This is a genomic window from Flavobacterium collinsii (assembly GCF_946903285.1).
GTDB lineage: Bacteria > Bacteroidota > Bacteroidia > Flavobacteriales > Flavobacteriaceae > Flavobacterium > Flavobacterium collinsii.
The window spans coordinates 916,048-941,524 of the sequence record NZ_OX336425.1; the positions used below are offsets into that span (position 1 = coordinate 916,048).

Here is a 25,477-nt window from a genome sequence, read left to right on the forward strand (position 1 = left end):
TTACCATGAAAAAAAACCAGACCTCAATTCTAGCCGTAATTTGCATTCTTGCCATTCTTGGTATTATATACGCCACAATGATGCCGCAGTTAATTTCTAAAGGAGACGAAGCCCTTGCCGAATTTTCGACGGACAGAGCTTTAAATCAAGTTAAGATTATTGCTCAAAAACCGCATTATGTAGGTTCACTCAATCACGAATTGGTGGCCAATTATCTTAAACTTGAACTCAATCGAATTGGATTGGAAACCAGCGTTCAGGAAGGCTTTACGTTAAATGACAAAGGGCTTCTCGTAAAATCAAAAAATATTCTTGCTCGTATAAAAGGCACCAACAATACAAAAGCACTTTTACTGCTCTCCCATTACGACAGCGCGCCGCATTCTTTTTCAAAAGGCGCAAGTGACGACGCTTCCGGTGTTGCTACTATTCTGGAGGGAATCCGTGCTTTTTTATATGCCAAGCAACCCCATAAAAATGATATTATCATTCTTTTTTCTGATGCTGAAGAATTAGGTTTAAACGGCGCGGCACTTTTTGTAAACAGCCATCCATGGGCAAAAGACGTAGGTTTAGTTCTTAATTTTGAAGCCAGAGGGTCGTCTGGGCCGAGTTATATGCTAATGGAAACCAACAAAGGAAATGAAGCCCTTGTAAAAGAATTTTCGAATGCAAAAACTACTTATCCTGTTTCTAATTCGCTAATGTACAGCATCTACAAAATGCTTCCAAACGATACTGATTTGACGGTTTTCAGAGAACAAGGAAACATTCAGGGATTCAACTTTGCTTTTATCGATGGTCATTACAATTACCACACACAACAAGATGATGTGCAACACCTAAGTAAAACCACCTTGGCACATCAGGGAACTTATTTGATGCCATTGTTAAAATACTTTTCCAATGCCGATTTAAATGCTACAACTTCAACAGAAGATGATGTTTACTTCAGCGCTCCGTTCTCTTTCATCAGTTATCCTTTTTCATGGGTACTACCCATGACGATTATTGCGTTGGGATTACTGATTCTTTTCATTTTTATTGGAAAAGCCAAACGTGTCATCACTTTCAGAGAAATATTCAAAGGATTTGTTCCGTTGTTGGGATCTATCGTGATAGCGGGTCTGGTAACCTTTTTGGGATGGAAAATTGTTTTGCAAATCTATCCGCAATATTCTGATCTTCTAAATGGGTTCACATACAATGGTCATGCCTATATTGGTGCCTTTGTGACGCTAAGTATTGCCATTTCGTTTGCCTTTTACCACCATTTCTCGGAAGCTAAAATCACCATGAACCATTTTGTAGCACCGTTACTACTCTGGATCATTATTAATGCATTTATAGCAAACAGCCTAACCGGAGCAGGTTTTCTGATTATCCCAGTATACTTCGGTATTCTCTTATTCGGAGTTTTTGTTCTTACCCAGCATTATAGTTTGGGACTCAATCTCTTGTTTAGTATTCCGGCATTTGTTATTATAGCACCATTTATTGTGATGTTTCCAATTGGTCTTGGATTAAAAATCCTTTTTGGAAGTGCTATACTTACCGTGTTACTTTTCAGTCTGGTATTACCCATATTTGGTCCGTTTGCTAAAAAAGGAATCTGGACGATGTTCTTCTTTGCTGTTTCAATTGGCTTTTTTGTGTATGCAGGATATCATTCCGGTTACGAACACGGAAAAGCAAAATCAAACAGTTTACTATACGTTTATAATGCCAATACTAATTCGGCCACATGGGCAACTTACGATGTCAATTTAGACGATTGGACCAAGTCTTATTTAGGGCAAACAAATCAAAAAGCCGTTGGTTTAAACACATTACCAATAGCCAGTAAATACAATTCAGGTTTTACCTATAGTGCAATTGCTCCTGTTGTAGCTGTTCCAAAACCAACAATTGCATTCTTAAAAGACAGCGTAGTTGGTAATAACAGATATTTAAAAATAAAAATCACTCCAAACAGAAAGGTAAATCGTTACGATATTTATGCCAATCCAAAAATGACATTTTTCAATTTCAAAGCCAATGGTGTTGCAACTTCGGGACAAAAAGGAAATCGTCTGGAGCGTGATGGCATGAAAATATTATGCTACTATGTTGTAGGTAATGAGCCTCTTGTGATGGAATTTTACATCAACAAATCATCCGTTCTTGACATGGACTTGATTGAAAGTTCGTTTGATCTAATGACAAATCCACTGCTTAAGGTAAAACCGAGAAGCGACTGGATGATGCCAACACCTTTCGTCTTAAATGATGCTGTACTTATTCAGCAAAAAATAAAAAGATATACGGCACCGGCAACTGTTCCTGCCCCTGCAACAATAGTGAAAGACAGCACTGCTATAAAAAAAGACAGCTTAAAACCCCTTGCAAAGCCAATCGTTAAACCACAATAAAACTACTTATTATGGCAACAAATATTTCTACAATTCTGCTAAATGCTTCACTAGAAAAAGTCTGGAATACCTTGACTCAGCCTGAACTGGTCAAACAATGGCAGTACGGCAGCGATTTAATTACTGATTGGAAAATTGGTAACGAAATCAGATTTAGAAATGAATGGGAAGGGCAGGTTTTTGAGCAATGGGGAACGGTTCTGGAAGTTATTCCGAATCAGAAAATCAAGTATTCTTTATTCTTTCCAAGGCCGGAACTAGAAGATAAACCAGAGAATTACTTCATCATGAGCTACATTCTCTCTGAAGAAAATCATAAAATAAAACTCGAAATTGTTCAGGAAGATAATCGTCCCGGAGCGGCTCAGGAAAAACCTCAGGACGAACAAAATCCAATTTTACAAGGATTAAAAACTTTAATCGAATCATAAAAACAATAAAGGCAAACTTTACAGAAAGTTTGCCTTTATTATTTAACAGGTGTATTCCATTTTCAAACCTGTTTTTATACCGTTTCTTCCCTCAGTAACATAACCATCAAATTCTACTTCAAAATGGCCGTAAAATGTAAAGACACAAAGAAAAAGATTCCAGGAAATTCTAATTTTAATTCTTTGTCGAGATGAAACTCTGTACCTTAGCGACTTTAAACGAAACATGGAACAAATCAGTATTTTAGGATGTGGCTGGCTGGGATTGCCTCTCGCGGAAAAGCTAATTAAAAAAGGACATTCGGTAAAAGGATCAACGACTTCTGAAAGTAAACTTCCTATTTTAGAAGCATCAGGAATAAAGGCTTTCCTCGTTGCGATTGAAAGCGAGAGTATTTCAAACAGTATAACTAATTTCTTAGCAGAAAGTGAAATTCTGATTATTGATATTCCACCTAAATTAAGAGAGAAAAACCTCAATCTTACGACTTCATCTGGATTAACATTTGTTCGAAAAATTGAAAACCTAATCCCGTTTATAGAACAATCAACCGTAAAAAAGGTACTCTTTGTAAGTTCAACTGCAGTTTACGGAAATGACAACGGAACGATCACAGAAGAGACTTGCCCAAATCCGGAAACCGAAAGTGGCAAACAATTACTTCTGGCAGAAGCTTTACTGCAGAAAAACCAAAAGTTTACAACCACAATACTGCGTTTTGGCGGTTTGATTGGAGAAGATCGTCATCCGGTAAAATTTCTCGCCGGAAAAGAAAATCTTGAGAATCCGGATGCTCCCGTAAATCTAATTCATCAAAACGACTGTATCAAAATTATTGAAGAGATCATAAATCAGTCAAAATGGAAAGAGGTTTTTAATGCTGTTGCGCCTTTTCACCCTACAAGACAAGAATATTACAGTCAGAAAGCGAGAGAGCAAAATCTTGTTGTACCCAAATTCAGTACACAACAATCAAACATTAAAAAAGTAATTTCAGGCAAAAAAATCGAAAACAGTTTGAACTATCATTTTAGATTAGGCGAATACTAGTTAAATCAACATAGACTTTACTCCCGATAATGTTCATTGCAACAAATCACTTAAATTTGTCTCTATTGCGTATAGAGTTTACAACAAAACTTTACGAACTTTGTATAAACCTTTACTCTTTTACGGTTAAAAACTATGGAAACAGCTTATATCAATTCACCATTAGGAATCACCAAAATCGTTGGAGATGATGATGGTATTGCCGTAATCTCAGTTTCAGATGTCGGAACAAATGAGGTTTCTCCAACTATTCCCGACGTTTTACAAGCTGCTGTTTTACAGCTTCAGGAGTATTTTGAGGGTAAAAGAACCGATTTCGATTTAAAACTAAATCCTAAAGGAACCGACTTCCAGCAAAAAGTATGGAAATCACTGTTGGAAATTCCATTCGGAAAAACCGTCAGCTACATGGATCAAACCAAGAAACTGGGTGATGTAAAAGCGATTCGGGCTGTTGCATCCGCAAATGGCAAAAATCCGTTGTGGATTGTGGTTCCCTGTCACCGTGTTATTGGCACCAATGGTTCTTTAACAGGTTATGCAGGTGGTTTGTCACGCAAGAAATGGCTACTTGAACATGAAAATCCTAGCACCCAGCAAAGTTTGTTTTAATCACTTTTTGATGAACTTAAATAGACGTTACTTTATTTTGGTACGTCGTATTTAAACAAAAATGGATCACAAAAAAACGACATCACAACTTTTAAAACATAAGCTATTTCTTATTTTTAAAATCATTTATGTATTTTTATAAATCTAAATGTCTAAAAAGCTAAGACGTCACAATAATGATTGAAAAAATAAATCTTAACAATATCCTTTTCCTCGATATCGAGACCGTACCCGAAGAGGAAAATTTTAATTCGCTTGACGCAGAAATGCAATCCCTTTGGGACCATAAGACTCAATATCAACGCAAAGAAGAGTTTACTCCCGAAGAGTTTTATGAACGTGCGGGAATCTGGGCTGAATTTGGCAAGATTGTCTGTATTTCGGTTGGTTATTTTACCATCAAAGGAGATATCAGAAATTTTAGAGTAACTTCTTTCTTTGGAGACGAAAAAAAAATCCTTCGTGATTTCAACAATCTGATCAACAATCATTTCAATAAACCGCAACACCTATTATGCGGGCACAATGCTAAAGAATTTGACATTCCGTTTATTGCACGACGTATGATTATCAACCAGATTGCAATTCCGGATAAACTCAATTTATTTGGAAAAAAACCTTGGGAAATACCACATTTAGATACTTTAGAATTATGGAAATTTGGGGACTATAAGCACTTTACTTCTTTAAAACTACTAACTAAAATCCTGGGAGTTCCTTCTCCAAAAGGTGATATCGACGGCAGTCAGGTCGCACATGTTTTTTATGTAGAGAAAGACATCGACCGCATTGTAACCTATTGTGAAAAAGACACTATTGCGGTAGCTCAAATTTTCCTGCGTTTGCGTCGGGAACATCTCTTAATTGATGATGAAATTATTCATGTGTAATTCTGCTTTAAATGACGTATTCAAAAATAGCACAACTCCGACTTATTTCTCAAAAACTTCATAAGACGGTTGACAGCTCACCAAAAGAAATTGTAAAGCACTTAGGCGCAATGCAGGCTCAAGACTATGCGATGGCAAAATGGGCAGTTGGCTCCCGTTGCGATGCTTCAGAAAAAGAAATCGAAGAAGCCGTTAATTCAGCACAAATTATCCGAACTCATATCTTACGACCAACCTGGCACTTTGTTGCTGCCGATGATATTTACTGGATGTTGGACGTTTCCGGACCACAAGTTAAACGTATTGTAGCTTCCTATGTGAAGAAATTTGGTTATGACATTAGGAAACTAGATCAGATTAATGTCGCTATCGAAAAAATACTGGCAGGAAACAATCATCTGACGCGCGAAGAAATCATGCAGGAACTTAATATCACCAAGACTTCCGGCCATGATCATTTATCCGGCCCTATTATGATGTATGCTGAGCTTGATGGTTTAGTCTGTAACGGAAAAATGAAAGGAAAACAACAGACCTATGCCTTACTCGAAGAAAGAGTTCCAAAACCACAAACCAAACTAACAGAAGAAGAAGGTTTGGCGAAACTAGCGCTTCATTACTTTGAAAGCCATGGCCCCGCTACCTTACTTGATTTTTCCTGGTGGTCGGGTTTCTCTCCTACGAGCTGCGAAAAAACCATTAATGCAATTGAATTGCAATTAAACTCCATAACCGTTGGCAATCAGATCTATTGGTTTAAAAATAACTTCGCTACTGAAGATAACTTCCGCGAAAGCGTACATTTTTTACCGGCATTTGATGAAATTTTAATTTCGTACAAAACCCGTGAAGCATCCATTTTACCCGAACATCAGTCGAAAGCTTTTACGAACAATGGCATTTTCAAACCCATAATTATGGAAAACAGTAAAGTTATCGGGACTTGGAAACGTACCATTAAAAAAGAGCACACCAAAATAGAAACCCAGTTTTTTAATGAAACTGAAGATCACAAAAAAGCAGTGTTGTTTGAAGGTATAAAATCTTTTGAAAATTATTTGGGAACCAAAATTCTAATCGAATAATTCCAATTTTCACAAAACCGATTCTATTTCTATCAAATACTTATCGTTTCCTCTTTAAAATCTTTGCGCGTTTTATGGTTAAATAATTACATTTACAAAAAAATATAATTATGGTATTGAGCAGATTTTGGTTAGCTATTTTTGTGTCTTCAATTTTATTTGTGGTAGTGAGCTTGTTTACTGGAAACAGTTACACTCTCGATTTTATTTTGAACGGACAAAAGGACGATCCAATTCTGGTATCTGAAAAATATCTGGAACAAATTCCGGCTTTTGTAAGAGACAGCATCGATTTAAAAGAAGATAAAACTATGATTGTAAACAAGGACTTAACCAACCCTGACACTACTTATGTTTACAAAAACAAAACCGTAAAAATTTACAGCGGTGTACAAAAATCAGACGGTTTGTTACCAACCTGCAAAAGTACCCTGATCGACATCATCATTCCATTAATTGCCTACCTGGCCTTTTTCTGTGGGTTAATGGAGCTTTTAATTATCTCGGGCGCTTCCGAAAAACTAGCCAGATTCCTGAGCCCGATGTTTACCAAAGTATTCCCTACCGTTCCCAAGAATCATCCTTCGATATCGTATATGACCTTAAACTTTGCCGCTAACTTTCTTGGTTTAGATTCTGCTGCCACTCCATTTGGACTGAAAGCAATGGAGAGTTTACAGGAGCTCAATGTCGAAAAAGACAAAGCAAGTGATGCCCAAATTATGTTTATGTGTCTGCATGCTTCGGGATTAACCCTAATTCCAACCTCAATTATAGGATATCGTGCCGCAGCAAATGCAGCTAATCCCGCTGATGTTATGCTTCCTTGTATCATCACTTCGTTGATCGGAACCATTGCAGCATTCCTAATTGTTGGAATCAGACAAAAAATAAACTTCAAAAGCGCTTCATTAGTACTCGCCTTAATGGCCATTATTGCCGCCATCATAGGACTATTGTTCTACGTGAATCATTTAGATTTAATCGGAAAAAACTATTTCACTTCGAATCTTTCGGGATTGATGCTAGTTGGTATTATTGGTATCACATTGATTTTCTCCTTCATTCATGAGAAAAAATTTACTGCACAAGACACTACAATGTTTGATACTTTCGTCGTTGGCGCAAACAATGGTCTGAAAACCGGAGTTAAAATTTTCCCTTACGTTCTTGGAATGTTGGTTGCCATCTCTCTTTTTAGAAATAGCGGACTGTTTGAAATTATTAGTAACGGAATCGGTTTTATCTTTAGCAGCATTGGAGTAAGTTCTGAAATCATAAATGCATTGCCAGTTGCATTACTTAGACCTTTCAGTTCAGGAGGCTCCAGAGGTTTTTTACTGGATTCGATGAGCACCTTCGGAGCAGATTCACTAACAGGTCGTTTAAGCAGTATTTTCCAATGTAGTGCCGAAACTACATTTTACGTGATTGCCGTTTACTTTGGATCGGTAAACATTAAAAACACCCGATATGCGCTTACGACAATGTTATTGGTTGATTTTATTTGTGTGATTGCCGCGATTTTTGTAGCCAGCTGGTTTTTTTAATATGACCACAATTGCATAATTCATAAAAAAAGAAAATTTTCAATGATTTCAGAAGATTTCATTTCACTCATTATTATGCTCCTTTTAAGTTTTGTTTTTCATTACTTTCAAAAGATTTGTGAGCGCGATTATACCAAAGCAAAGGAAGATTTCTATCTTTTTATAAAAGAGAATAAAAAGTATTCTGAATGGGATTACAACTATAAAAAATCCAAAATGGATATCGATAACACGAGAAAATGGGTGTTGTTTTTGTTCAAATGGCTTTCTTTTATGGTCTCAATTCACGGTCTCACAATGCTATTAATTAATTCATAATTTTTCAAAGTTTCTTAGCCATGAAGCCACAATTCCTTTTTCTTTTATCGCTTTTAATCGCCTGTCAAAAACCAAAACCCGTTTCTCAGATTCAAACGGACAAAACAAATTCAGAAAAAAAATCTGCTCTCCTTGTTTCTAAAGAAAACTTCTTAAAAACGGATACCCTTTTGGTTTATACCGATGGTGAAACTTCAAAAGATCATTATATACTAGCGCATCTATTAGATCGAAAAATGGATAAAGACAGTACTGTCACGGGAAAATACCAACTTGATTTTTATTCTAATAAAACCAAAACTGCCGATACAAAACTTAGTATTAAAGGAATTGACGAAGGATCAGAATGGAGTGTTATTTACGGACTGGGTCAGGAAAGCATCCAAAATTCTCCTTTTATACAAATTCGTTTTGGATATCCAGCTTGTGGTTATACGCAAAACAACTATTTGTATTACTTAAAAAACAGCAGCTTACAATTGGTTCATGAATGGTACAGCATGTCTGACAGTGGCTGGGGCGGATCGGTTGAATTCGTAGATCCTTCTCCAAAAACGGAGCCGGATTCCTTATACTGCAGAACAGTTTTCTTTGAACCCGATGACAATGATGAGAATATGGGAACCGTTAAATACTACGATTCACTGGTTTTTCGTTTCATTGGAAATCAATGGAAAAAGCAGCGGCTTAGCAAAGAAGGCCAAACCTATCTTGAGAAAAAAATGAGTTTTGATGATTTCCACAATCAAAAGTAAAGGAGTAAAAACAAGGCTTATTCAAATTCTTTCTTAGGTAAATAATTTCTAACTTTGTAAAAAACAAAGCAATGATTGATTTTATATACCAGGACCCTTATCCTATTTTAAAGGATGATACACAATACCGCAAAATCACCTCTGATTTTGTAAAAGTAGAGCAATTTGGACAACGTGAAGTTTTAACCGTTGACCCAAAAGGATTAGAATTATTGGCTGAAGAAGCCCTTACAGATGTTTCATTCATGTTGCGAACCACACATTTGCAAAAACTAAGAAACATTCTTGACGACCCGGAAGCCACAGACAATGACCGTTTTGTAGCTTACAATTTATTACAAAATGCATCGGTTGCTGCCGAAGGTCAGTTACCAAGTTGTCAGGATACCGGAACGGCTATCGTAATGGCTAAAAAAGGAGAAAGTATTTTTACAGGTGTTGATGATGCTGAATGGTTGAGCAGAGGGATTTTCAATACTTACCAAAAACGCAACCTGCGTTATTCTCAAATAGTACCGATTTCGATGTTTGAAGAAAAGAATTCAGGTTCGAATCTTCCTGCTCAAATTGACATTTATGCTAAAAAAGGAACTTCTTACGAGTTTTTATTCATGGCAAAAGGCGGCGGGTCTGCTAATAAAACCTATCTATACCAACAAACAAAATCTTTATTGAATGATAAATCCATGGATGCTTTCATTCGCGCAAAAATTAAAGATTTAGGAACATCGGCTTGTCCTCCATATCACCTGGCTTTAGTAATTGGAGGAACTTCTGCGGAAGCGAATCTAAGTGCTGTTAAAAAAGCATCTGCCGGTTATTACGATAATCTGCCTACTTCCGGTAATATGGCCGGTCAGGCATTCCGTGATTTAGAATGGGAACAGCGTGTTCAGAAAATCTGTCAGGAGAGTGCTATTGGTGCTCAGTTTGGTGGAAAATATTTCACACATGATGTTCGTGTAATTCGTTTGCCTCGTCACGCTGCTTCCTGTCCGGTTGGATTGGGGGTTTCTTGTTCAGCAGACAGAAATATTAAAGGAAAAATAACAAAAGACGGAATTTTCGTAGAGCAATTAGAAGTAAACCCGAAACAATTTTTACCGGAAACCGCTCCACACTTAGAAGCGCCTGTTGAAATTGACCTGGATATGCCAATGGCTGATATTTTAGCTAAGTTGACACAATATCCAATTAAAACACGTTTAAAACTAAACGGAACTGTGATTGTAGCACGCGATATTGCACACGCAAAAATCATGGAATTACTGGAAGCCGGTAAACCAATGCCGGAATACTTTAAAAATCATCCGGTTTATTATGCCGGACCTGCAAAAACTCCGGAAGGAATGGCCTCAGGAAGTTTTGGACCAACAACTGCAGGACGTATGGACGTTTATGTAGATGAATTTCAAAAACATGGAGGCAGCATGATTATGTTAGCCAAAGGAAACCGCACCAAACAAGTGACAGATGCCTGTCAAAAATATGGCGGATTCTATTTGGGATCTATTGGTGGTCCTGCCGCTATTTTAGCACAGGATAACATTTTAAAAGTTGAAGTAGTCGATTTTGAAGAATTAGGAATGGAAGCGGTTCGTAAAATCACCGTTAAAGATTTCCCGGCTTTTATTATTACTGATGATAAAGGAAATGACTTTTTTGAAAATCTTTAGACTAAGATTCTAAGTTTTCTTAAGCAATAAAAAAAACCGCCCAAAGGCGGTTTTTTTATTGCTTAGTATTAGCACCTCTGAACCTTTGTCCCTCAGTACCTTAGAACCTTAATCTAAATCTTCACTTTCAAAAGCGATGAAATGTGACAAGTATCCCTTTAAATTAAAAACAGGTCTTGCATTAATTTTACACTTATAGGTACGACCGTCTTTTCTATAATTTTCTATCGTTTTTTCAAAAGGAATTTGCTTTTGGATAGCCTCTTTAATTTCTTCAAGAACAACTTTAGAGGTACCGGGTCCCTGAAACATCTTGGGCGTTTTACCCAAAACTTCTTCTTCCTTGTAACCTGTCATTCTTCTAATTCCGTTTGAAGCAAAAATGATCTTCAGGTCTAAATCGGTAACGACAACAACTTCTTTCTTAATTCGTTCTTCGATTTCCAAATTATTAGTATTCCAGGTAAACTGACTCGAAATTTTATTAACTTTCTTTACATCTGCAAGAATAGCCTTTAATTCTTTCAAATGTTCACAATGAAAATCCCACGCCATAATAGGGACTGAATTACGATGAGAAACTTCTTCTGATTTATTAGTTTTCATTGCGAATGATTCAATATTAATGTGCTCTTCCTCTCAAAGGTAGAGAGAAAATTCCTCACAAAATAACAAATTGTATAATTTAATTATTCTTTAATGTAATTAAAAGGAAAATTTAAGCTGGACAACTACAGCCTTCTTTTCTTCGGTATTTAAATTGTTCAGCGAAATACCCAATAATCGAACCGAATCTTTCATTCGTTCCTGATACAAAAGCTCCTCAACTGTCTCTAAAATCAAACTTTTATCCGAAATGAAGTATGGCAGTGTTTTACTTCTGGTTTGTTGCGTAAAATCGCTGTATTTGATTTTAAGCGTTACAGTCTTCCCAGATATATTATACTTTTTTAATCGCTTCTCTAAAGATGTCGCAATCTTTTCGAGTTGTTCCAACATAAAAATTTCGGACGATAAATTAACATCAAAGGTGTGCTCCGCAGCAACCGATTTAGTCACACGATACGCTTTTACCTCACTGTTATGAATTCCCCGAACCACATTGTAATAAAAGGTTCCCGATTTTCCAAAATGTTTCTCCAGAAACTCAACCTCTTTACTTTTAAGATCTGCTCCAGTAAAAATACCCAGTTGGTACATTTTCTCAGTCGTCACTTTTCCAACACCATAGAATTTCCGGATAGGCAGTTCTTCCAAAAAACTTAAAACCTCATCGGGATTAACCGTTTTTTGTCCGTTTGGTTTGTTGACATCTGATGCAATCTTAGCGACAAATTTATTCACCGAAATTCCTGCCGAAGCTGTGAGTCCAACCTCATTCAAAATCCGCAGTCTGATTTCCTGTGCAAGCAGACTTGCACTTGGATTACCTTTTTTATTTTGCGTTACATCAAGGTAAGCTTCATCAAGAGAGAGAGGCTCAACCAGATCGGTATAATCATGGAAAATTTTATGAATTTTACTTGAAATCTCTTTGTAACGGTCAAAACGAGGGCGGACAAAGATAATTTCCGGACAATACTTTTTGGCCAAAACTCCGCTTATCGCACTTCGCACACCAAATTTTCTGGCTTCATAACTTGCCGCCGAAACGACACCTCTATTCTCTGATCCACCAACAGCGACGGGTTTTCCGCGTAAAGCCGGATTATCCATCTGCTCTACCGAAGCATAAAACGCATCCATGTCGATATGAATGATTTTTCGATATGTAGTGGTTTCGGACATGCTACAAATTTAAATAGGAAAGAGACACAAAGAGTCGAAAATAATCATAAAAAAAACGCTCGAATAACTTCTAAAGTTCATCTCACTTTTCACTTTTCACATCTCTTCAAGTGATCCTCCGCTATATGACAGTTCTAGCTATCCTCTTTACAAATGATCTCCATTAAAGATTCTTAAGTTAATGGTCTCAAACGAATCATTTTCTTTATTTTTGTGATTCTACATTAAAGAATTAAAATGCGAACATTTGTTATAGGCGACATACACGGCGGTTTACTCGCACTTGAACAAGTGATGAAAAGAGCCCAAGTTACCACACAAGATACTCTTATATTTTTAGGCGATTATGTTGACGGATGGAGCCAATCTCCTCAAGTAATTGAATATTTAATGGACTTAAAGAGCAAACAAAACTGTGTTTGCATTAGAGGAAATCACGATGAACTACTTTTATCCTGGTTTAAAAACAAAACCGAAGATGTTGACGAAACCTTATGGTTCAAACACGGTGGAGAAGCAACTGTTCTGGCCTACGAAAAATTGAGCCCGGAAAAGAAGCAGCTCCACATTGCTTTTCTGGAATCGTTGGAAGATTATTACCTTGACGATCAAAGCAGATTGTTTGTTCACGCAGGTTTCACCAATCTCAACGGAGTAAAACATGAGTTTTTTCCAAAATTATTCTATTGGGACAGAACACTTTGGGAAATGGCGCTGTCCTTAGATCCTAATTTAAAAAGCGATCACGCACTTTATCCTAAACGTTTTACGTTGTATAAGGAAATCTATATTGGGCATACTCCGGTTACCCGAATTGGAGAAACCATACCGGTTCAAAAAGCAAACGTCTGGAACGTCGATACCGGTGCTGCTTTTAAAGGTCCACTGACTATTTTGAATGTTGATACCAAAGAATTCTGGCAAAGCGAACCCTTAAACGAATTGTATTCTTCGGAAAAAGGCAGGAATTAATCCCTAAAAAAGCTATTTTTGCACTTTAAAAATAATTAAAATTTATATTTATGAAAAAGGTAATTACACTTTTGTTTTTAGTATCATTTGGATTCACGCAAGCACAACAGGCTTTTAAAGGAAAAGGAGATATTAGAGTAAATGTTGGTGCTAACATACAAGATGGTGGTTCCGGAATTCAGGGTTCAGTAGATTTTGGTCTTGGAGAAAACTTCTCTTTTGGCTTTGTAGCAAATTATTTATTAGGAGTAGATAACTTTAATGGTTTCTATCACAACAATCCAACTCCATATACCGATTTAAAACCGGATTTTAGCGACCGTTTTGATGCTAAAGCCAGAATTAATGCTAATTTGAGCAGTGTTATCGGTGTTGACCAATTGGATATTTACCCAGGTTTAAGCTTAGGACTTCATAACTTTGGAGGTCATGTTGGTGGTCGTTATTTCTTTACTGACGGATTTGGTGTTTTCACCGAAATTGGATTTCCTATCGCAAAATACGGAAGCAATAATGATGTATTTGATCATTTAAACAATCAGGTAACTTTTAGTTTAGGAGCTTCATTCAACTTGCAATAAGCCCTGAATATATTGAGTTCCAGATTTTACAGAAAGCTTACAGCTGATTACTATTTCTTACGAAATTCCCGGACAGCAAAATTTATAAAGTTAAAAACCGCCTAAGTTGGCGGTTTTTTTATTTGATCCTTATTTACTTAGCAGAATATTCCAATTTTCTCCGCTATAGACTTTATACTTTTCTGAGAAATTTCCTTGATTGACCGCCAATGAAAAATTTAAAAGACTATTAAAATAACAAACATCTGCGCCAATTGCGGCTTCCCCAAATGTATTTACTAACTTAAGTTTTCCTTCATATACTTTTTTAGCTCCATTAAAAACCTGAACCTTCACCATGTCTCCTGCTTTCAGATCTAAATTCGAGGCTGTTTTTTTATCGATATTCGTCCATACATTTCCATATTGAATATCTAAAACCGGAATACTTCCTTTGATGATTCCTTTTTCAAAAATTGATTTCTGGTAATCAATTTTAACAACTTCGTTGGGTAATTTAAGCCCTACTTCTTCAAAAGTAATGGCTTTAGAAGCTAAGCGTGCTCCCGTAAAAGCATACACATCACGACCATGAAACGTATAAGATTCGTTTGAATTCTGACGACGGTTTTTTTTCTCATCGATTTCACGAATTTCCTCAATCCCTAATTGTTCTGCAATTAAAGTCAGTGTTCCATTATCCGGAGTCACAAAGTAATGTCCCGACTTTGTCAACAAAACCACAGAATGTCTTTCGGTTCCCACTCCCGGATCACAAACAGACACGAATACGGTTCCTGTAGGGTAATATTGTGCGGTTTGCGACAAGCGATAAGCGGCCTCCCAAATATTATATGCCGGAATTTCGTGAGTTAGATCAAATATTTTTAAATCTGTCGAAACTCCCATTGCCACACCTTTCATTGCAGATACAGCTCCGTCTTTCAATCCAAAATCTGATTGAAAAACTAATACATTATTCTGTGAGAAGCTCTTAAAAGCAATCACACACAAAAGAAACAATACGCGTAATTTCATTTTTATCTTTTTAGATTATTGGATAAACAAACTTACGAAAACCAGTTTAAGCATAACATTCAGAAATTACACTTAGAACATCCATAAAAAAGCCCCGCAAAATTGCGGGGCTCTCAACCTTAAAATTACAATTTTTTATTTCTTAGCGAATTTCTTAACGATTCGTTTATTTCCGTTATTTAATTCGATTATGTAAAGTCCCGTTTTCAAAGTTCTTACATCAATTGGATTCGCAGAAAGCTCCCCAGCGCTAACTTGTTGCCCCAATGTATTTGTAATTCTAAACGTATATCCGGTATTGTCTGTTAATGAAACATTTAATTCGTCGACAACCGGGTTTGGATACAATGCAAATCTTGAAGTTTCATTTGTTTCAAGTAATCCGGCAGCAATTTCCTGATTTACAATAGCTCCTGAAGCAGTGATATTGATCGAATAATCTTCTACCTGTCCATAAGAAAACGTCTCACAAGAAGTTGGTATTCCGTTGTATTTCATAGAAACTCTCAGTCTTGTCGTTCCAAGTGTTGCCGTAGCAGGAATTGTAATGGTTCCCGTTGCTGTAGTTCCTGTAGATGTTGCTTTGGTCCAAACTGTTTCGCCTGCATCTGCAAAATCACCATCCTGATTGTAATCGATAAAAACAGCATATCCTTCACTGTAAACAGTAGAAGTCCAAGTTGGAGTGATTGTTATGGTATAAGCTGTTCCTCTCGAAGCATTTGTAGAAATAGCAGTATAGTTTTCATATCCTGTTGTTCCTGTTGAAGTGTTATTGATTGTTCCGAATACCACTTTACCAATTCTCTCGTCTGCAGTACTATTCCCCTGAGAGGCACAATACGTTACAGTTGCTGCGGTAGTCGTAACATTTACAACATTACTTGCCGCTGAAACATTTCCTGCCGCATCTTTGGCTTTTACACTAAAGCTATATGCTGTAAGTGCTGTTAAACCTGTAACGGTATAACTTGTTGTAGTAGAAGAAACTTTCAGCGTTGCTCCCTGGTAAATATCATATCCTGTAACGGCAACATTGTCTGTTGAAGCGGTCCAGATCAAGTTAGTTGTTGAACCCGTTGTACCGGAAGCCGCAAGACTTGTTGGAGCTGTTGGCGCAACAGTATCTGTAGAGCCTGTATAAGCAGCGCCAATCCCTACTGCATAAAATGCATTAGTTGTAGCGATAACTTCTGCCGAACCAGCACCATACAAATCAATCGCTGATTGTATCCCTGAAGTTCTTGCATTGGCGTAAGTCGAATTTGCGGTCAAATACACGCTTTCTAAACGATATGCAATTTTTGCCGCTTTATCAATTGTGATACCTGTTACATTATAGGCGCTTCCAATATCATTTGTCCCTGTTTTTCCAACAGACAAAATATAAAACCAGTGATTCAACACCCCCGAATTGGTATGAACACCGCAATAATCATTACTGCTTGTTGGTGTACAATTTGGATTAATCCAATACGTTCCGCCATAAGTATCCGGCTGGCCTTCAGAGTTTGGATCACTCATAGAGCGCAAAGCAAGGTGCCCTGATCTTCTTTCGATATCTTCACCAATTAACCAGATTGATTTTGTTGGCGCAGCTGCATTCTCAATACAAGCTCCCCAAATATCTGAAAACGCTTCATTCATCGCTCCGGATTCTTTTTGATAAGCTAAGTTTGCCGTATACGTACAAACGGCATGTCCTATTTCGTGTCCTGCAACATCAATTGCTGTTAAGATATCAAAATAAGTTCCGCTACCGTCTCCGTAAGTCATAACGCTACCGTTCCAATAGGCATTATCATAGGCATTGCTGTAATGCACATAGCTTTTTATGATGGCACCCGCGTTATCATAGCTATTTCTACCGTGAACTGTTGACCAGTAATCATATGTTTTTTCAGCTCCCCAATGTGCATCCAATGCACCATTGTCTTTATTGGTATTGTTAAACTCGGCAGCTGTCCAGTTGTTATCAACGTCTGTAAAATTTACAGCAGCAGTATAACTGGTTCCTTTTTTCATGTTGTAAGTGTTTATTCCTAAACCTCTTGTTGCATCGGCAAGTATATAAGATGCCCCGCTTAAAGTGGTTTGTATCACCTGTGTTCCGCTATAACGTGTCGCTGCATTTGCGGCAACAAAAGCTTTTTTGACGTTAGCCTCTTCATTTTGACTGATTGCTTTTGCTTTAGCGGCTTTTACTTTACTCCCGTGGCTGTATTCGCCAAGATGTTTTATGGTAGCATTAAAAAACAAGACTTTTCCGGTTTCAGCATCGATGTAAAGATCACCACGGCTTACCGGATTGGTGGCATAAATATCAAATTTATAGGCCAATCTCACTTTATCTGATTTTCGGTTTTCACCCTGATCTTCCATTGCCGGCAATAAAACCAACTCGCCTTTTGGCTTTTCATAGTTCATTGCTGCAGCATCTGCCGGGGTCTCCCATAAATATTGCTTTGCTCCTGTGTAGGCAATCGCTCTATCAAAAGCAGCTTTACTGGATAATTTTGGGGTTGTTTTTACATTTTCAAGAGCATAAAATTCTCCGTTCATCGAAACTAATTTTCCATCTTTTGAATGTAAGGTGTAGTTGGCAAATTCAACTTTAACACCTTGTTCGTACAACTGGAACTTTTCGTGTGTAAAACCCTCTCTGTCAGACTCTACTCTAACTTTCGAAAAAGACTGATTGTCTTTTAGCCCCAATTGCTCTCTAAAAACAGTATTGTAATCTGTTCCCTTGTACGTAGATTTATCACTAAAAGTGATTAAGCTAGGTTGTCCATTTTCCGATACACTTTTCTGACTTACCCGTTTGTCTGTATTTTGGGCAAATCCCGATACTGAAAATGTAAGAATAACAACGGCTGACGCCATAATTCCTGGTAATTTTTTGTTCATAATAATGTGGTATTTAGTTTGGTTAAATGATTACAAATAAAATATTAAACGTAAGTAAATACTTTATTTTAAGATAAAAGTATTTTATTTAAGTTAGATAATCGATGAAATTTGCCTTTAATCGATCAAATGCAACACTTTTTACCTTAAATTCACTTTTATTTAACAAACTGTGATTATTTCACAAAAAATAGCCGTAAAAAATAATTATTCTATTGATTTATAATACATTACACAACAAAAGTCAGGAAACACAAGGCTTTGCGCAAAAAACAAACCTCCTGCTCCATTCTTAAATTATTCCTACAAAAAAGGCTAGCCCTTTTAAAAGCTAGCCTTCATGCGATTTTATCTTAATTACAGAATTATCTTATATCCATCTCCGGAATTTCTCCTTCAATGATCAGATCAGCTTCCGTTGATGCAATGATATGTTCGACAGAAACACCTGGCGCTCTTTCTAAGAGCTTAAAACCATTTTTGGTTACTTCCAGAACTGCAAGCTCGGTTACTACTTTTTTAACGCAGCCTACGCCTGTTAAAGGCAAAGTACATTTTTTTAGAATCTTCGACTCCCCCGCTTTGTTTACATGCATCATGGCAACGATGATGTTTTCGGCAGAAGCAACCAGATCCATTGCACCACCCATTCCTTTCACCATTTTTCCGGGAATTTTCCAATTTGCGATATCTCCATTTTCAGAAACCTCCATCGCGCCCAAAATAGTCAAATCTACTTTTTGGCTTCGGATCATTCCAAAACTAAAAGCCGAATCAAAGAAACTGGCTCCTGGAAGTGTTGTAATGGTTTGTTTTCCGGCATTGATGATATCAGCGTCTTCTTCTCCGGCAAAGGGAAATGGCCCCATTCCAAGGACACCGTTTTCACTTTGAAATTCCACTGCAATATCTTCTCTCACATAATTTGCAACAAGAGTTGGAATCCCAATTCCAAGGTTCACAAAATACCTGTCTTTTACTTCTTTTGCAATACGTCTTGCAATATCTTCTTTTGTTAACATATTTTTGAATGTGTCAATTACTTAATTAGTTAATGTGAAAATTAGATAATGTTATTCTTTACGCAATCCAATAATTATCTAATTGTCTCATTATCTCAATTATCTATTTTTTATTTATAAAATAATCCCAGGTTACTTTTGCAATGTCTGCAATAATTTTTTCTGTATTTTCCTGAGATTCTGTAATGTTCGTTAAATAAACCGATAGAACAAAATGTTTCCCATTCGGAAGTTTAACGATCCCTACATCGTTCATTGCAACCCGTAAATTAGCATCGTTGGTCCCGGACATTCCAGTTCTGTGCGCCAACTCTGTATTTTCTGGTAGTCCAGCTTTCATCCAAGTCAGTCCTCTCGAAGTTTCGACCATGATCTGATACAAATACTTTGTTGTGGCTTCCTTTAGAATTTCACCTTTAAAGAATTTTTCAAGTAATACTGTTGTTCCCCATGGGGTTGTAGTATTCAGATAAAGATTCTCCCAAGTTTTCATTTGCTCCTCATTAACTTTAACAACAAAATCTTTAATCCCCTGCTTGTTTATGAATTTTTGTACTGTCTTTGTTCCACCCAATAAATCAATCAGAATGTCACATCCGTTATTATCGCTATGCGAAACCGTATACCGCAACAATTTATCCAGCGTTAAACTCCTGTTTCCATCGGGAAAATCTTCCCTCATCGGACTCCAGGTATCCGGGTGTAAATCTTCTTTTTTAATGAAAATTTCCTGAGTTAATGAGAGCTTGCCTTCATCTACTTTACTTAAAACAGCCAAAGCAATATGAAATTTAAACACACTCATCATGGGAACTTTTATGTTTCCATTTATGCTCAAAGTGTCTTTATCTTCAATGCTTTTGATAGCAATTCCCACTGTAGCATGCTTATCTGCAACAATCTGGCGTAATTTCTCGCGCAACTCAGTTGTCGTCTGTGCAAAAGTCTGAAACGACAAGAAAGACAACAGAAGGATACAAAAAGCTTTGGTCATTTTTTTGAATGTGTCAATTTGGAAATTAGATAATTAGATAATGTCAAACTACGCGTAGTCCAAATTAATTATCTAATTGCCTCATTTTCTAATTATCTATTTCTAACAGTGCGTTGCTCGATTCTCTTTTCAAATTTTTCTCCCTGAAAGATGCGCTGTACCATAATTCCCGGAATGTGGATCTGGTTTGGATCTAATGTTCCAACCGGAACTAATTCTTCGACTTCGGCAATGGTTATTTTACCGGCTCCTGCCATACATGCATTAAAATTTCTCGCTGTTCCTTTAAAAATCAGATTTCCGGCCTCGTCACCTTTCCAGGCTTTTACAATGGCGAACTCTGCTTTAAAAGCCTGCTCCATGATATGCATTTTTCCATTAAATTCACGAACTTCTTTACCTTCGGCAACTTCAGTTCCGTAACCTGCTGGTGTAAAGAAAGCTGGGATTCCGGCTTGTGCGGCACGACAGCGCTCGGCTAAAGTTCCCTGTGGCGTCAATTCAACTTCCAATTCTCCTGAAAGCATCTGACGCTCAAACTCAGCGTTTTCTCCCACATAAGAAGAGATCATCTTTTTAACTTGCTTTTTTTGCAAAAGCAATCCCAAACCAAAATCATCAACTCCCGCATTATTAGAAATACAGGTTAAATCTGAAATTGAAGTATTTACCAGGGCTGCAATTGTATTCTCAGGAATTCCGCATAAACCGAAACCGCCAAACATAATGGTCATTCCGCTTTCAATTCCCTTGATAGCATCGTGAACGTTATTTACTTTTTTTGTAATCATAACAAACTGTCTTTATTACTGTATATTTTTGATAAAAATAAGATTTTTAGATTAAATTATAACGATTTCGTAAAAAATAAAATGATTGATTTTACCAACTGAAAAACAACCTTCTGTTTCACACAAAAATCTAAGATTATATTATTAATCTCTCTCACCACCGGATGTCTTTGACGTCAATTACATTCTATGAACAGAAAAATCCTTTTGTATTCTTCCTGGTTTAGAAGAATACAAAAGGATTTATTATTTTAAAAAGAACCAAAGTTACAATTCGAATTCGTCTGTATTTTGTTCTGTTTGTGTAGTGTCTTTTACTACTGCAGGTCGACTATAGCAATCTACTTTTATAGAAAGATTGGCCGGACGTTCAAATTCTGATTTGGAAATCTGAAGTCCTTCGTCTGCATAACAAAGTTTCATAAAGTAACCCCATATTGGCAGTGCTGCCGTTGCTCCTTGTCCGTAAGTCAAACTTTTGAAACGTGCCGAACGATCTTCACAACCTACCCAAACTCCGGTTACAAGGTTCGGAACCATACCCATAAACCAACCATCAGACTGATTTTGAGTTGTTCCTGTTTTACCTGCAATTGGATTTTTGAACATGTATGGATATCCTGTCCAACGGTTATCGCCACTTCCACCTCCCTGTGTACGCAAACGTGCACCTGAGCCGGTTTCAGTAACTCCCTCCAATAATTTGATTACTGCAAAGGCAATATCTTTATTTAAAACGTCATGTGATTCCGGAATTGGCTCATAGATCACCTCTCCGCTTTTGTTTTCAATACGGCTTAAAAATTGTGGTTTTACATATACTCCCTGATTAGCGAATGTACTATACGCAGCAACCATATCTTCTACTGTAATGTCTACAGCACCAAGTGCGATAGATGGCTGAGCAGGGATTTCAGTTTTAACCCCTAACTTATGTGTTAGTTCTACTACAGCTTCAGGTCCTGTTCTGTCAATCAATTTAGCAGATACTGTATTGATCGAATTGGCCAGACCTTGTTTCAAGGTTACCATTCCGCGGTATCTGTTATCAGAGTTTCTCGGTTCCCAGTCAGCGGTAACATTATGACGCCCTTTGTGAATCATAAAAGGTCCGTCAAGAATAGAATCACATGGAGACATATTCAATTGCTCTATAGCCGTTGCATAAACAAAAGGTTTAAAGGTAGATCCTACCTGTCTCGCTCCCTGCCCAACGTGATCGTACTGGAAATATTTATAATTAATTCCACCCACCCATGCTTTAATGTTTCCGGTTTGAGGCTCCATCGCCATTAAACCAGATTGCAGGAAGTGTTTGAAGTAACGAATAGAATCAAGTGGTGTCATCACGGTATCACGTTCTCCTTTCCAGGTAAACACACGCATTTTTGTTTTTACTTTAAATGAAGCAATAATGTCCTCTTCGCTTTTATCCATCTCTTTCATGAGCGCCCAGCGTGTTGAATTTTTCATCGCCTGCATCATGATTCGATCTGTTTCTGCTTGTGTAATGTTTACAAACGGCGCATTTTTATTGGTTTTCATTTCAATAAAAAATTGCTGTTGCAGATTTTTCATGTGCTCAGAAACAGCTTCCTCAGCATGCAGCTGCATTCTTGAATCGATGGTGGTATAAATTTTCAAACCGTCTTTGTAGATGTCATAATCCGAACCGTCCGGTTTTTTATTCTCTGCAACCCATTTTTTCATGTAATCACGAAGGTATTCTCTGAAATAAGTAGCAGTTCCTTCACGGTGACTTTCCAATTTAAATTTTAAAGCAATTGGAAGAGCTTGTAATCTCAATTTCTCTGCAGTTGTAATCATTTTTGCTTTTTCCATTTGAGAAAGCACTACGTTACGACGATTTTTCACACCTTCCGGATTACGAACCGGATTGTATAATCCTGAGTTTTTGAACATTCCGACTAAAATAGCAGATTCGTCCATCGTTAAATCTTTTGGATCTTTTGAGAAATAGGTTTGTGCTGCCGAACTTACTCCAACAGAATAATTTCCGAAGTCATACACATTACAATACATTGCCAAAATTTCATTTTTGGTATATTGTCGTTCCAGACGAATGGCGATAATCCACTCTTTTATTTTTTGTACAATTCTAAACGGAAGAAATTTAGACCCCTCTCCATGAAATAACTGCTTGGCCAGCTGCTGTGTTAATGTACTCGCTCCACCATTAGTTCCTAAACTAAAAACGGCTCTTAAAGTTCCACGTCCGTCAATTCCTGAATGCTCATAAAAACGAGCATCTTCGGTGGCAACCAAAGCTTCTACAAGACTTTTTGGCAAATCTGAGTATTTAAGCTGAGATCTATTGGTTTTGAAATATTTACCAATAACCACTCCGTCAGACGAAATGATTTCGGTAGCTAAATTCGAATCCGGATTTTCCAGATCTTCAAAAGAAGGCATTGAACCAAATAAGCCCCATGAGGCAAATAAAAAGAAGGCAAGAACTCCTAATAAACTATAGGCAAAAATTCTCCAGAACTTCTTTTTGTAGTAATTAATATCTTTAACGCTATTGGATTGATTGTTTTTCTTAGCAGCCATAACTATTTTTCTAATCTTTTTGTTCTATTCTAAAACCAACGTCTGTAATACCTTCTAAAGCCTGAACACCAGGGATTTTACCTGATTCTCTCACGGCCTGTTTGATATGTACTTTGTATTTTCCTTTAAACTTTACGTCTTCTTTGTAAAACAGTTTACTTTCTTTAATGTCAGTAAAACCATTTCCTAACAAGGTACCGTCCGGATTTGCCATTTGGTACTCTAAAGTATCTACTTTGGTGAAACCGCTTGGTGTTTCAATAGCCACAATCAGAAACAAATTATTGAACGGATAGTTGTTATTGTCTCTCAAATTTACAAACAAATTGTATTTTTTGGTAGAATCTAAAACCGGCAAATCGAATGTTACAATGCTGTCTTTGTGCCACGCACTTCCAACAGATTTGTATTCATCAAATACTCTTTTTTTATCGCAGGAAAAAAGTAGTATTGCTGCCAAAAGAAGAATCCCGCTACTTTTTATTCTCATTTTTAGTAATAATTATAGGTTTTCTTGGCTCAGCTGGTTTCTTATCATTCGAATTATTGGGTTTGTTCGATTGATTTTGCTTGTTTTGTGGTTTATTCGATTTATTCGGATTACCACCAGCCGGCTTGTTTGTGTTGTTATTTGCTTGATGCGGCTTGTTTGGAGCAGCCACAACTGCATTTTCAGCATTTGGTTTGCGTTTACGACTTGGCTTTTTCTTTCTTTTTGGCTGATCGAAACGGGTTAGACTCTCCTGCCCCATTGCGTTATTAAAGTCTTTTTCAGGTTCTGAAGTCACTTCAATAGCAAAATCTTCCAATGAAGACACTTTGTTTTTTTGTTTGTTCTCGGCAATAATTTCTTTTACCTGATCGATTTTTAAAACATGCCAGTTTGCGAAATTATTGGTGTAAGCAAACCACATTAATCCTTTAAAAATATCTTGTTTCTGGCAAATAGCATCTCCTTTTTCAGTCACTAATTTAGTGTCGTAATCCGGGAAATCTTTCAGCGCATCCATATACGTATCTAACTCATAATTCAAACAACACTTTAATTTCCCGCATTGTCCTGCCAGCTTCTGAGGATTCAGTGAAAGCTGTTGGTAACGTGCCGCTGATGTATTTACACTTCTAAAATCAGTTAGCCAGGTTGAACAGCAAAGTTCACGTCCGCAAGAACCAATTCCACCCAAACGAGCTGCTTCCTGACGAAAACCTACTTGTTTCATCTCGACTCTGGTACTAAATTCTTTGGCAAAATCTTTAATCAGAAGTCTAAAATCGACCCTGTCATTTGCCGTGTAATAAAATGTAGCTTTTGATCCGTCTCCCTGAAATTCAATATCCGAAATTTTCATTTCCAGCTTATGCTGAATCGCCAATTCACGGGCACGAACTTTCATTGGTTCTTCACGGTCACGCGCTACAGACCAGATATCAATATCTTTTTGAGAAGCTTTTCTGTAAATTTTAGGAACTTCATTACTCTCAGGATTTACTCCTTTTTTCTTCATTTGAATTTTTACCAATTCGCCTGTCAAAGTCACAATTCCAATATCATGTCCCGGTGAAGCAACAGTTGCTACTATGTCACCAATACTTAAAGTTAATTTTTCTGAATTTCTAAAAAATTCTTTACGCCCGTTTTTAAAACGAACCTCAACACAATCAAAAATCGCCTCTCCATTGGACGGACTCATGTTTGCGAGCCAGTCAAAAACCGTCAATTTATTGCAGCTATCGGTGCCGCAAGTCCCATTATTTTTACAACCTTTTGGTGCACCACCATCTGAGGTTGAACAACTTGTACATGCCATAATTATATATGTAGTGTCGCAAAAACGCGACTTAAGTTCATAAACGTTTGATCGGTAAAGATAGTATTTTTTTTAGTTTGCTTTTTAACGATTAAAACTAAAGGGATGTTAAATGAACAAATGTCTCGTTTTTAATAAAAAAGACTTTTTTTAACCCTATAAATTCACCCTATCTAATTCTCTTTCTATTTTTTCAAAAGACATTTCCTTACAATTCTATTCCATAACAACCAAATCGTTC

22 protein-coding genes are annotated in these 25,477 nt (G+C 37.0%); 12 read left to right on the forward strand and 10 right to left on the reverse strand.

Features of this window, described 5'->3' with window-relative positions:
- The first annotated feature begins 5 nt into the window (after window positions 1–5).
- The 10 genes from OGZ34_RS04145 (at window position 6) to OGZ34_RS04190 (ending at window position 10,779) form a co-directional block, all read left to right on the forward strand.
- The gene (locus OGZ34_RS04145) at window positions 6–2,411 is read left to right on the forward strand and encodes a M28 family peptidase (protein ID WP_263362230.1); all 2,406 of its coding nucleotides are present in this window, start codon (window positions 6–8) and stop codon (window positions 2,409–2,411) included.
- A gap of 11 nt (window positions 2,412–2,422) precedes the next feature.
- On the forward strand, window positions 2,423–2,842 hold the full coding sequence (locus tag OGZ34_RS04150; RefSeq protein ID WP_173964431.1) for an SRPBCC family protein: 420 nt from the start codon (window positions 2,423–2,425) through the stop codon (window positions 2,840–2,842).
- Between the two features lie 226 nt (window positions 2,843–3,068).
- Window positions 3,069–3,893, forward strand: a complete 825-nt coding sequence (locus OGZ34_RS04155; protein WP_263362231.1) for an NAD(P)H-binding protein — start codon at window positions 3,069–3,071, stop codon at window positions 3,891–3,893.
- Window positions 3,894–4,028: 135 nt separating this feature from the next.
- Window positions 4,029–4,505 (forward strand): methylated-DNA--[protein]-cysteine S-methyltransferase, encoded by a 477-nt coding sequence (locus OGZ34_RS04160; RefSeq protein ID WP_263362232.1) that lies wholly within the window; start codon window positions 4,029–4,031, stop codon window positions 4,503–4,505.
- 176 nt (window positions 4,506–4,681) lie between these two features.
- The gene (locus OGZ34_RS04165; protein ID WP_263362233.1) at window positions 4,682–5,395 is read left to right on the forward strand and encodes a 3'-5' exonuclease; all 714 of its coding nucleotides are present in this window, start codon (window positions 4,682–4,684) and stop codon (window positions 5,393–5,395) included.
- 11 nt (window positions 5,396–5,406) lie between these two features.
- Window positions 5,407–6,480 (forward strand): winged helix DNA-binding domain-containing protein, encoded by a 1,074-nt coding sequence (locus OGZ34_RS04170; RefSeq protein WP_263362234.1) that lies wholly within the window; start codon window positions 5,407–5,409, stop codon window positions 6,478–6,480.
- Between the two features lie 110 nt (window positions 6,481–6,590).
- Window positions 6,591–8,030, forward strand: coding sequence for a nucleoside recognition domain-containing protein (locus OGZ34_RS04175; RefSeq protein WP_173964437.1), 1,440 nt, complete (start codon window positions 6,591–6,593; stop codon window positions 8,028–8,030).
- A gap of 42 nt (window positions 8,031–8,072) precedes the next feature.
- Window positions 8,073–8,348: a hypothetical protein gene (locus OGZ34_RS04180; protein WP_263362235.1), complete on the forward strand. Its 276-nt coding sequence runs from the start codon at window positions 8,073–8,075 to the stop codon at window positions 8,346–8,348.
- A 20-nt stretch (window positions 8,349–8,368) separates the two neighbouring features.
- Window positions 8,369–9,103 (forward strand): hypothetical protein, encoded by a 735-nt coding sequence (locus tag OGZ34_RS04185; RefSeq protein ID WP_263362236.1) that lies wholly within the window; start codon window positions 8,369–8,371, stop codon window positions 9,101–9,103.
- 71 nt (window positions 9,104–9,174) lie between these two features.
- Entirely contained in the window at window positions 9,175–10,779 is a 1,605-nt protein-coding gene (locus OGZ34_RS04190; RefSeq protein ID WP_173964440.1) for a fumarate hydratase, read from the forward strand.
- A 108-nt stretch (window positions 10,780–10,887) separates the two neighbouring features.
- On the opposite strand, the gene OGZ34_RS04195 is transcribed toward OGZ34_RS04190, so the two are convergent.
- Window positions 10,888–11,385, reverse strand: coding sequence for a PAS domain-containing protein (locus OGZ34_RS04195; RefSeq protein ID WP_263362237.1), 498 nt, complete (start codon window positions 11,383–11,385; stop codon window positions 10,888–10,890).
- Between the two features lie 99 nt (window positions 11,386–11,484).
- Complete coding sequence (dinB, locus tag OGZ34_RS04200) at window positions 11,485–12,567, reverse strand: DNA polymerase IV (RefSeq protein WP_173964442.1); 1,083 nt, start codon at window positions 12,565–12,567, stop codon at window positions 11,485–11,487.
- Between the two features lie 237 nt (window positions 12,568–12,804).
- Between dinB and OGZ34_RS04205 the strand changes: the two genes are divergently transcribed.
- Window positions 12,805–13,539 (forward strand): metallophosphoesterase family protein, encoded by a 735-nt coding sequence (locus OGZ34_RS04205; RefSeq protein WP_263362238.1) that lies wholly within the window; start codon window positions 12,805–12,807, stop codon window positions 13,537–13,539.
- Window positions 13,540–13,589: 50 nt separating this feature from the next.
- Window positions 13,590–14,120 (forward strand): DUF6646 family protein, encoded by a 531-nt coding sequence (locus tag OGZ34_RS04210; RefSeq protein ID WP_173964444.1) that lies wholly within the window; start codon window positions 13,590–13,592, stop codon window positions 14,118–14,120.
- 129 nt (window positions 14,121–14,249) lie between these two features.
- Here OGZ34_RS04210 and OGZ34_RS04215 read toward each other — a convergent pair whose 3' ends face one another.
- The 8 genes from OGZ34_RS04215 to OGZ34_RS04250 all read right to left on the reverse strand — a co-directional run bounded on the left by OGZ34_RS04215 (window position 14,250) and on the right by OGZ34_RS04250 (window position 25,236).
- Window positions 14,250–15,137 (reverse strand): SAM hydrolase/SAM-dependent halogenase family protein, encoded by an 888-nt coding sequence (locus OGZ34_RS04215; RefSeq protein ID WP_263362239.1) that lies wholly within the window; start codon window positions 15,135–15,137, stop codon window positions 14,250–14,252.
- Between the two features lie 135 nt (window positions 15,138–15,272).
- A complete protein-coding gene (locus OGZ34_RS04220) occupies window positions 15,273–18,047 on the reverse strand; it encodes a M4 family metallopeptidase (protein ID WP_263362240.1) in 2,775 nt (924 codons plus the stop codon).
- 365 nt (window positions 18,048–18,412) lie between these two features.
- A complete protein-coding gene (locus OGZ34_RS04225) occupies window positions 18,413–19,069 on the reverse strand; it encodes a CoA transferase subunit B (RefSeq protein ID WP_173964447.1) in 657 nt (218 codons plus the stop codon).
- 103 nt (window positions 19,070–19,172) lie between these two features.
- Window positions 19,173–20,063, reverse strand: a complete 891-nt coding sequence (bla, locus tag OGZ34_RS04230; RefSeq protein WP_263362241.1) for a class A beta-lactamase, subclass A2 — start codon at window positions 20,061–20,063, stop codon at window positions 19,173–19,175.
- A 92-nt stretch (window positions 20,064–20,155) separates the two neighbouring features.
- A complete protein-coding gene (locus tag OGZ34_RS04235) occupies window positions 20,156–20,854 on the reverse strand; it encodes a CoA transferase subunit A (protein ID WP_263362242.1) in 699 nt (232 codons plus the stop codon).
- A gap of 267 nt (window positions 20,855–21,121) precedes the next feature.
- Window positions 21,122–23,428, reverse strand: coding sequence for a penicillin-binding protein 1A (locus OGZ34_RS04240; protein ID WP_173964450.1), 2,307 nt, complete (start codon window positions 23,426–23,428; stop codon window positions 21,122–21,124).
- A 10-nt stretch (window positions 23,429–23,438) separates the two neighbouring features.
- Window positions 23,439–23,918 (reverse strand): gliding motility lipoprotein GldH, encoded by a 480-nt coding sequence (locus OGZ34_RS04245; protein ID WP_173964451.1) that lies wholly within the window; start codon window positions 23,916–23,918, stop codon window positions 23,439–23,441.
- Window positions 23,902–25,236: a PSP1 domain-containing protein gene (locus OGZ34_RS04250; RefSeq protein WP_263362243.1), complete on the reverse strand. Its 1,335-nt coding sequence runs from the start codon at window positions 25,234–25,236 to the stop codon at window positions 23,902–23,904. The genes OGZ34_RS04245 and OGZ34_RS04250 overlap by 17 nt, the downstream gene beginning before the upstream one ends.
- Window positions 25,237–25,477: the final 241 nt, after the last annotated feature.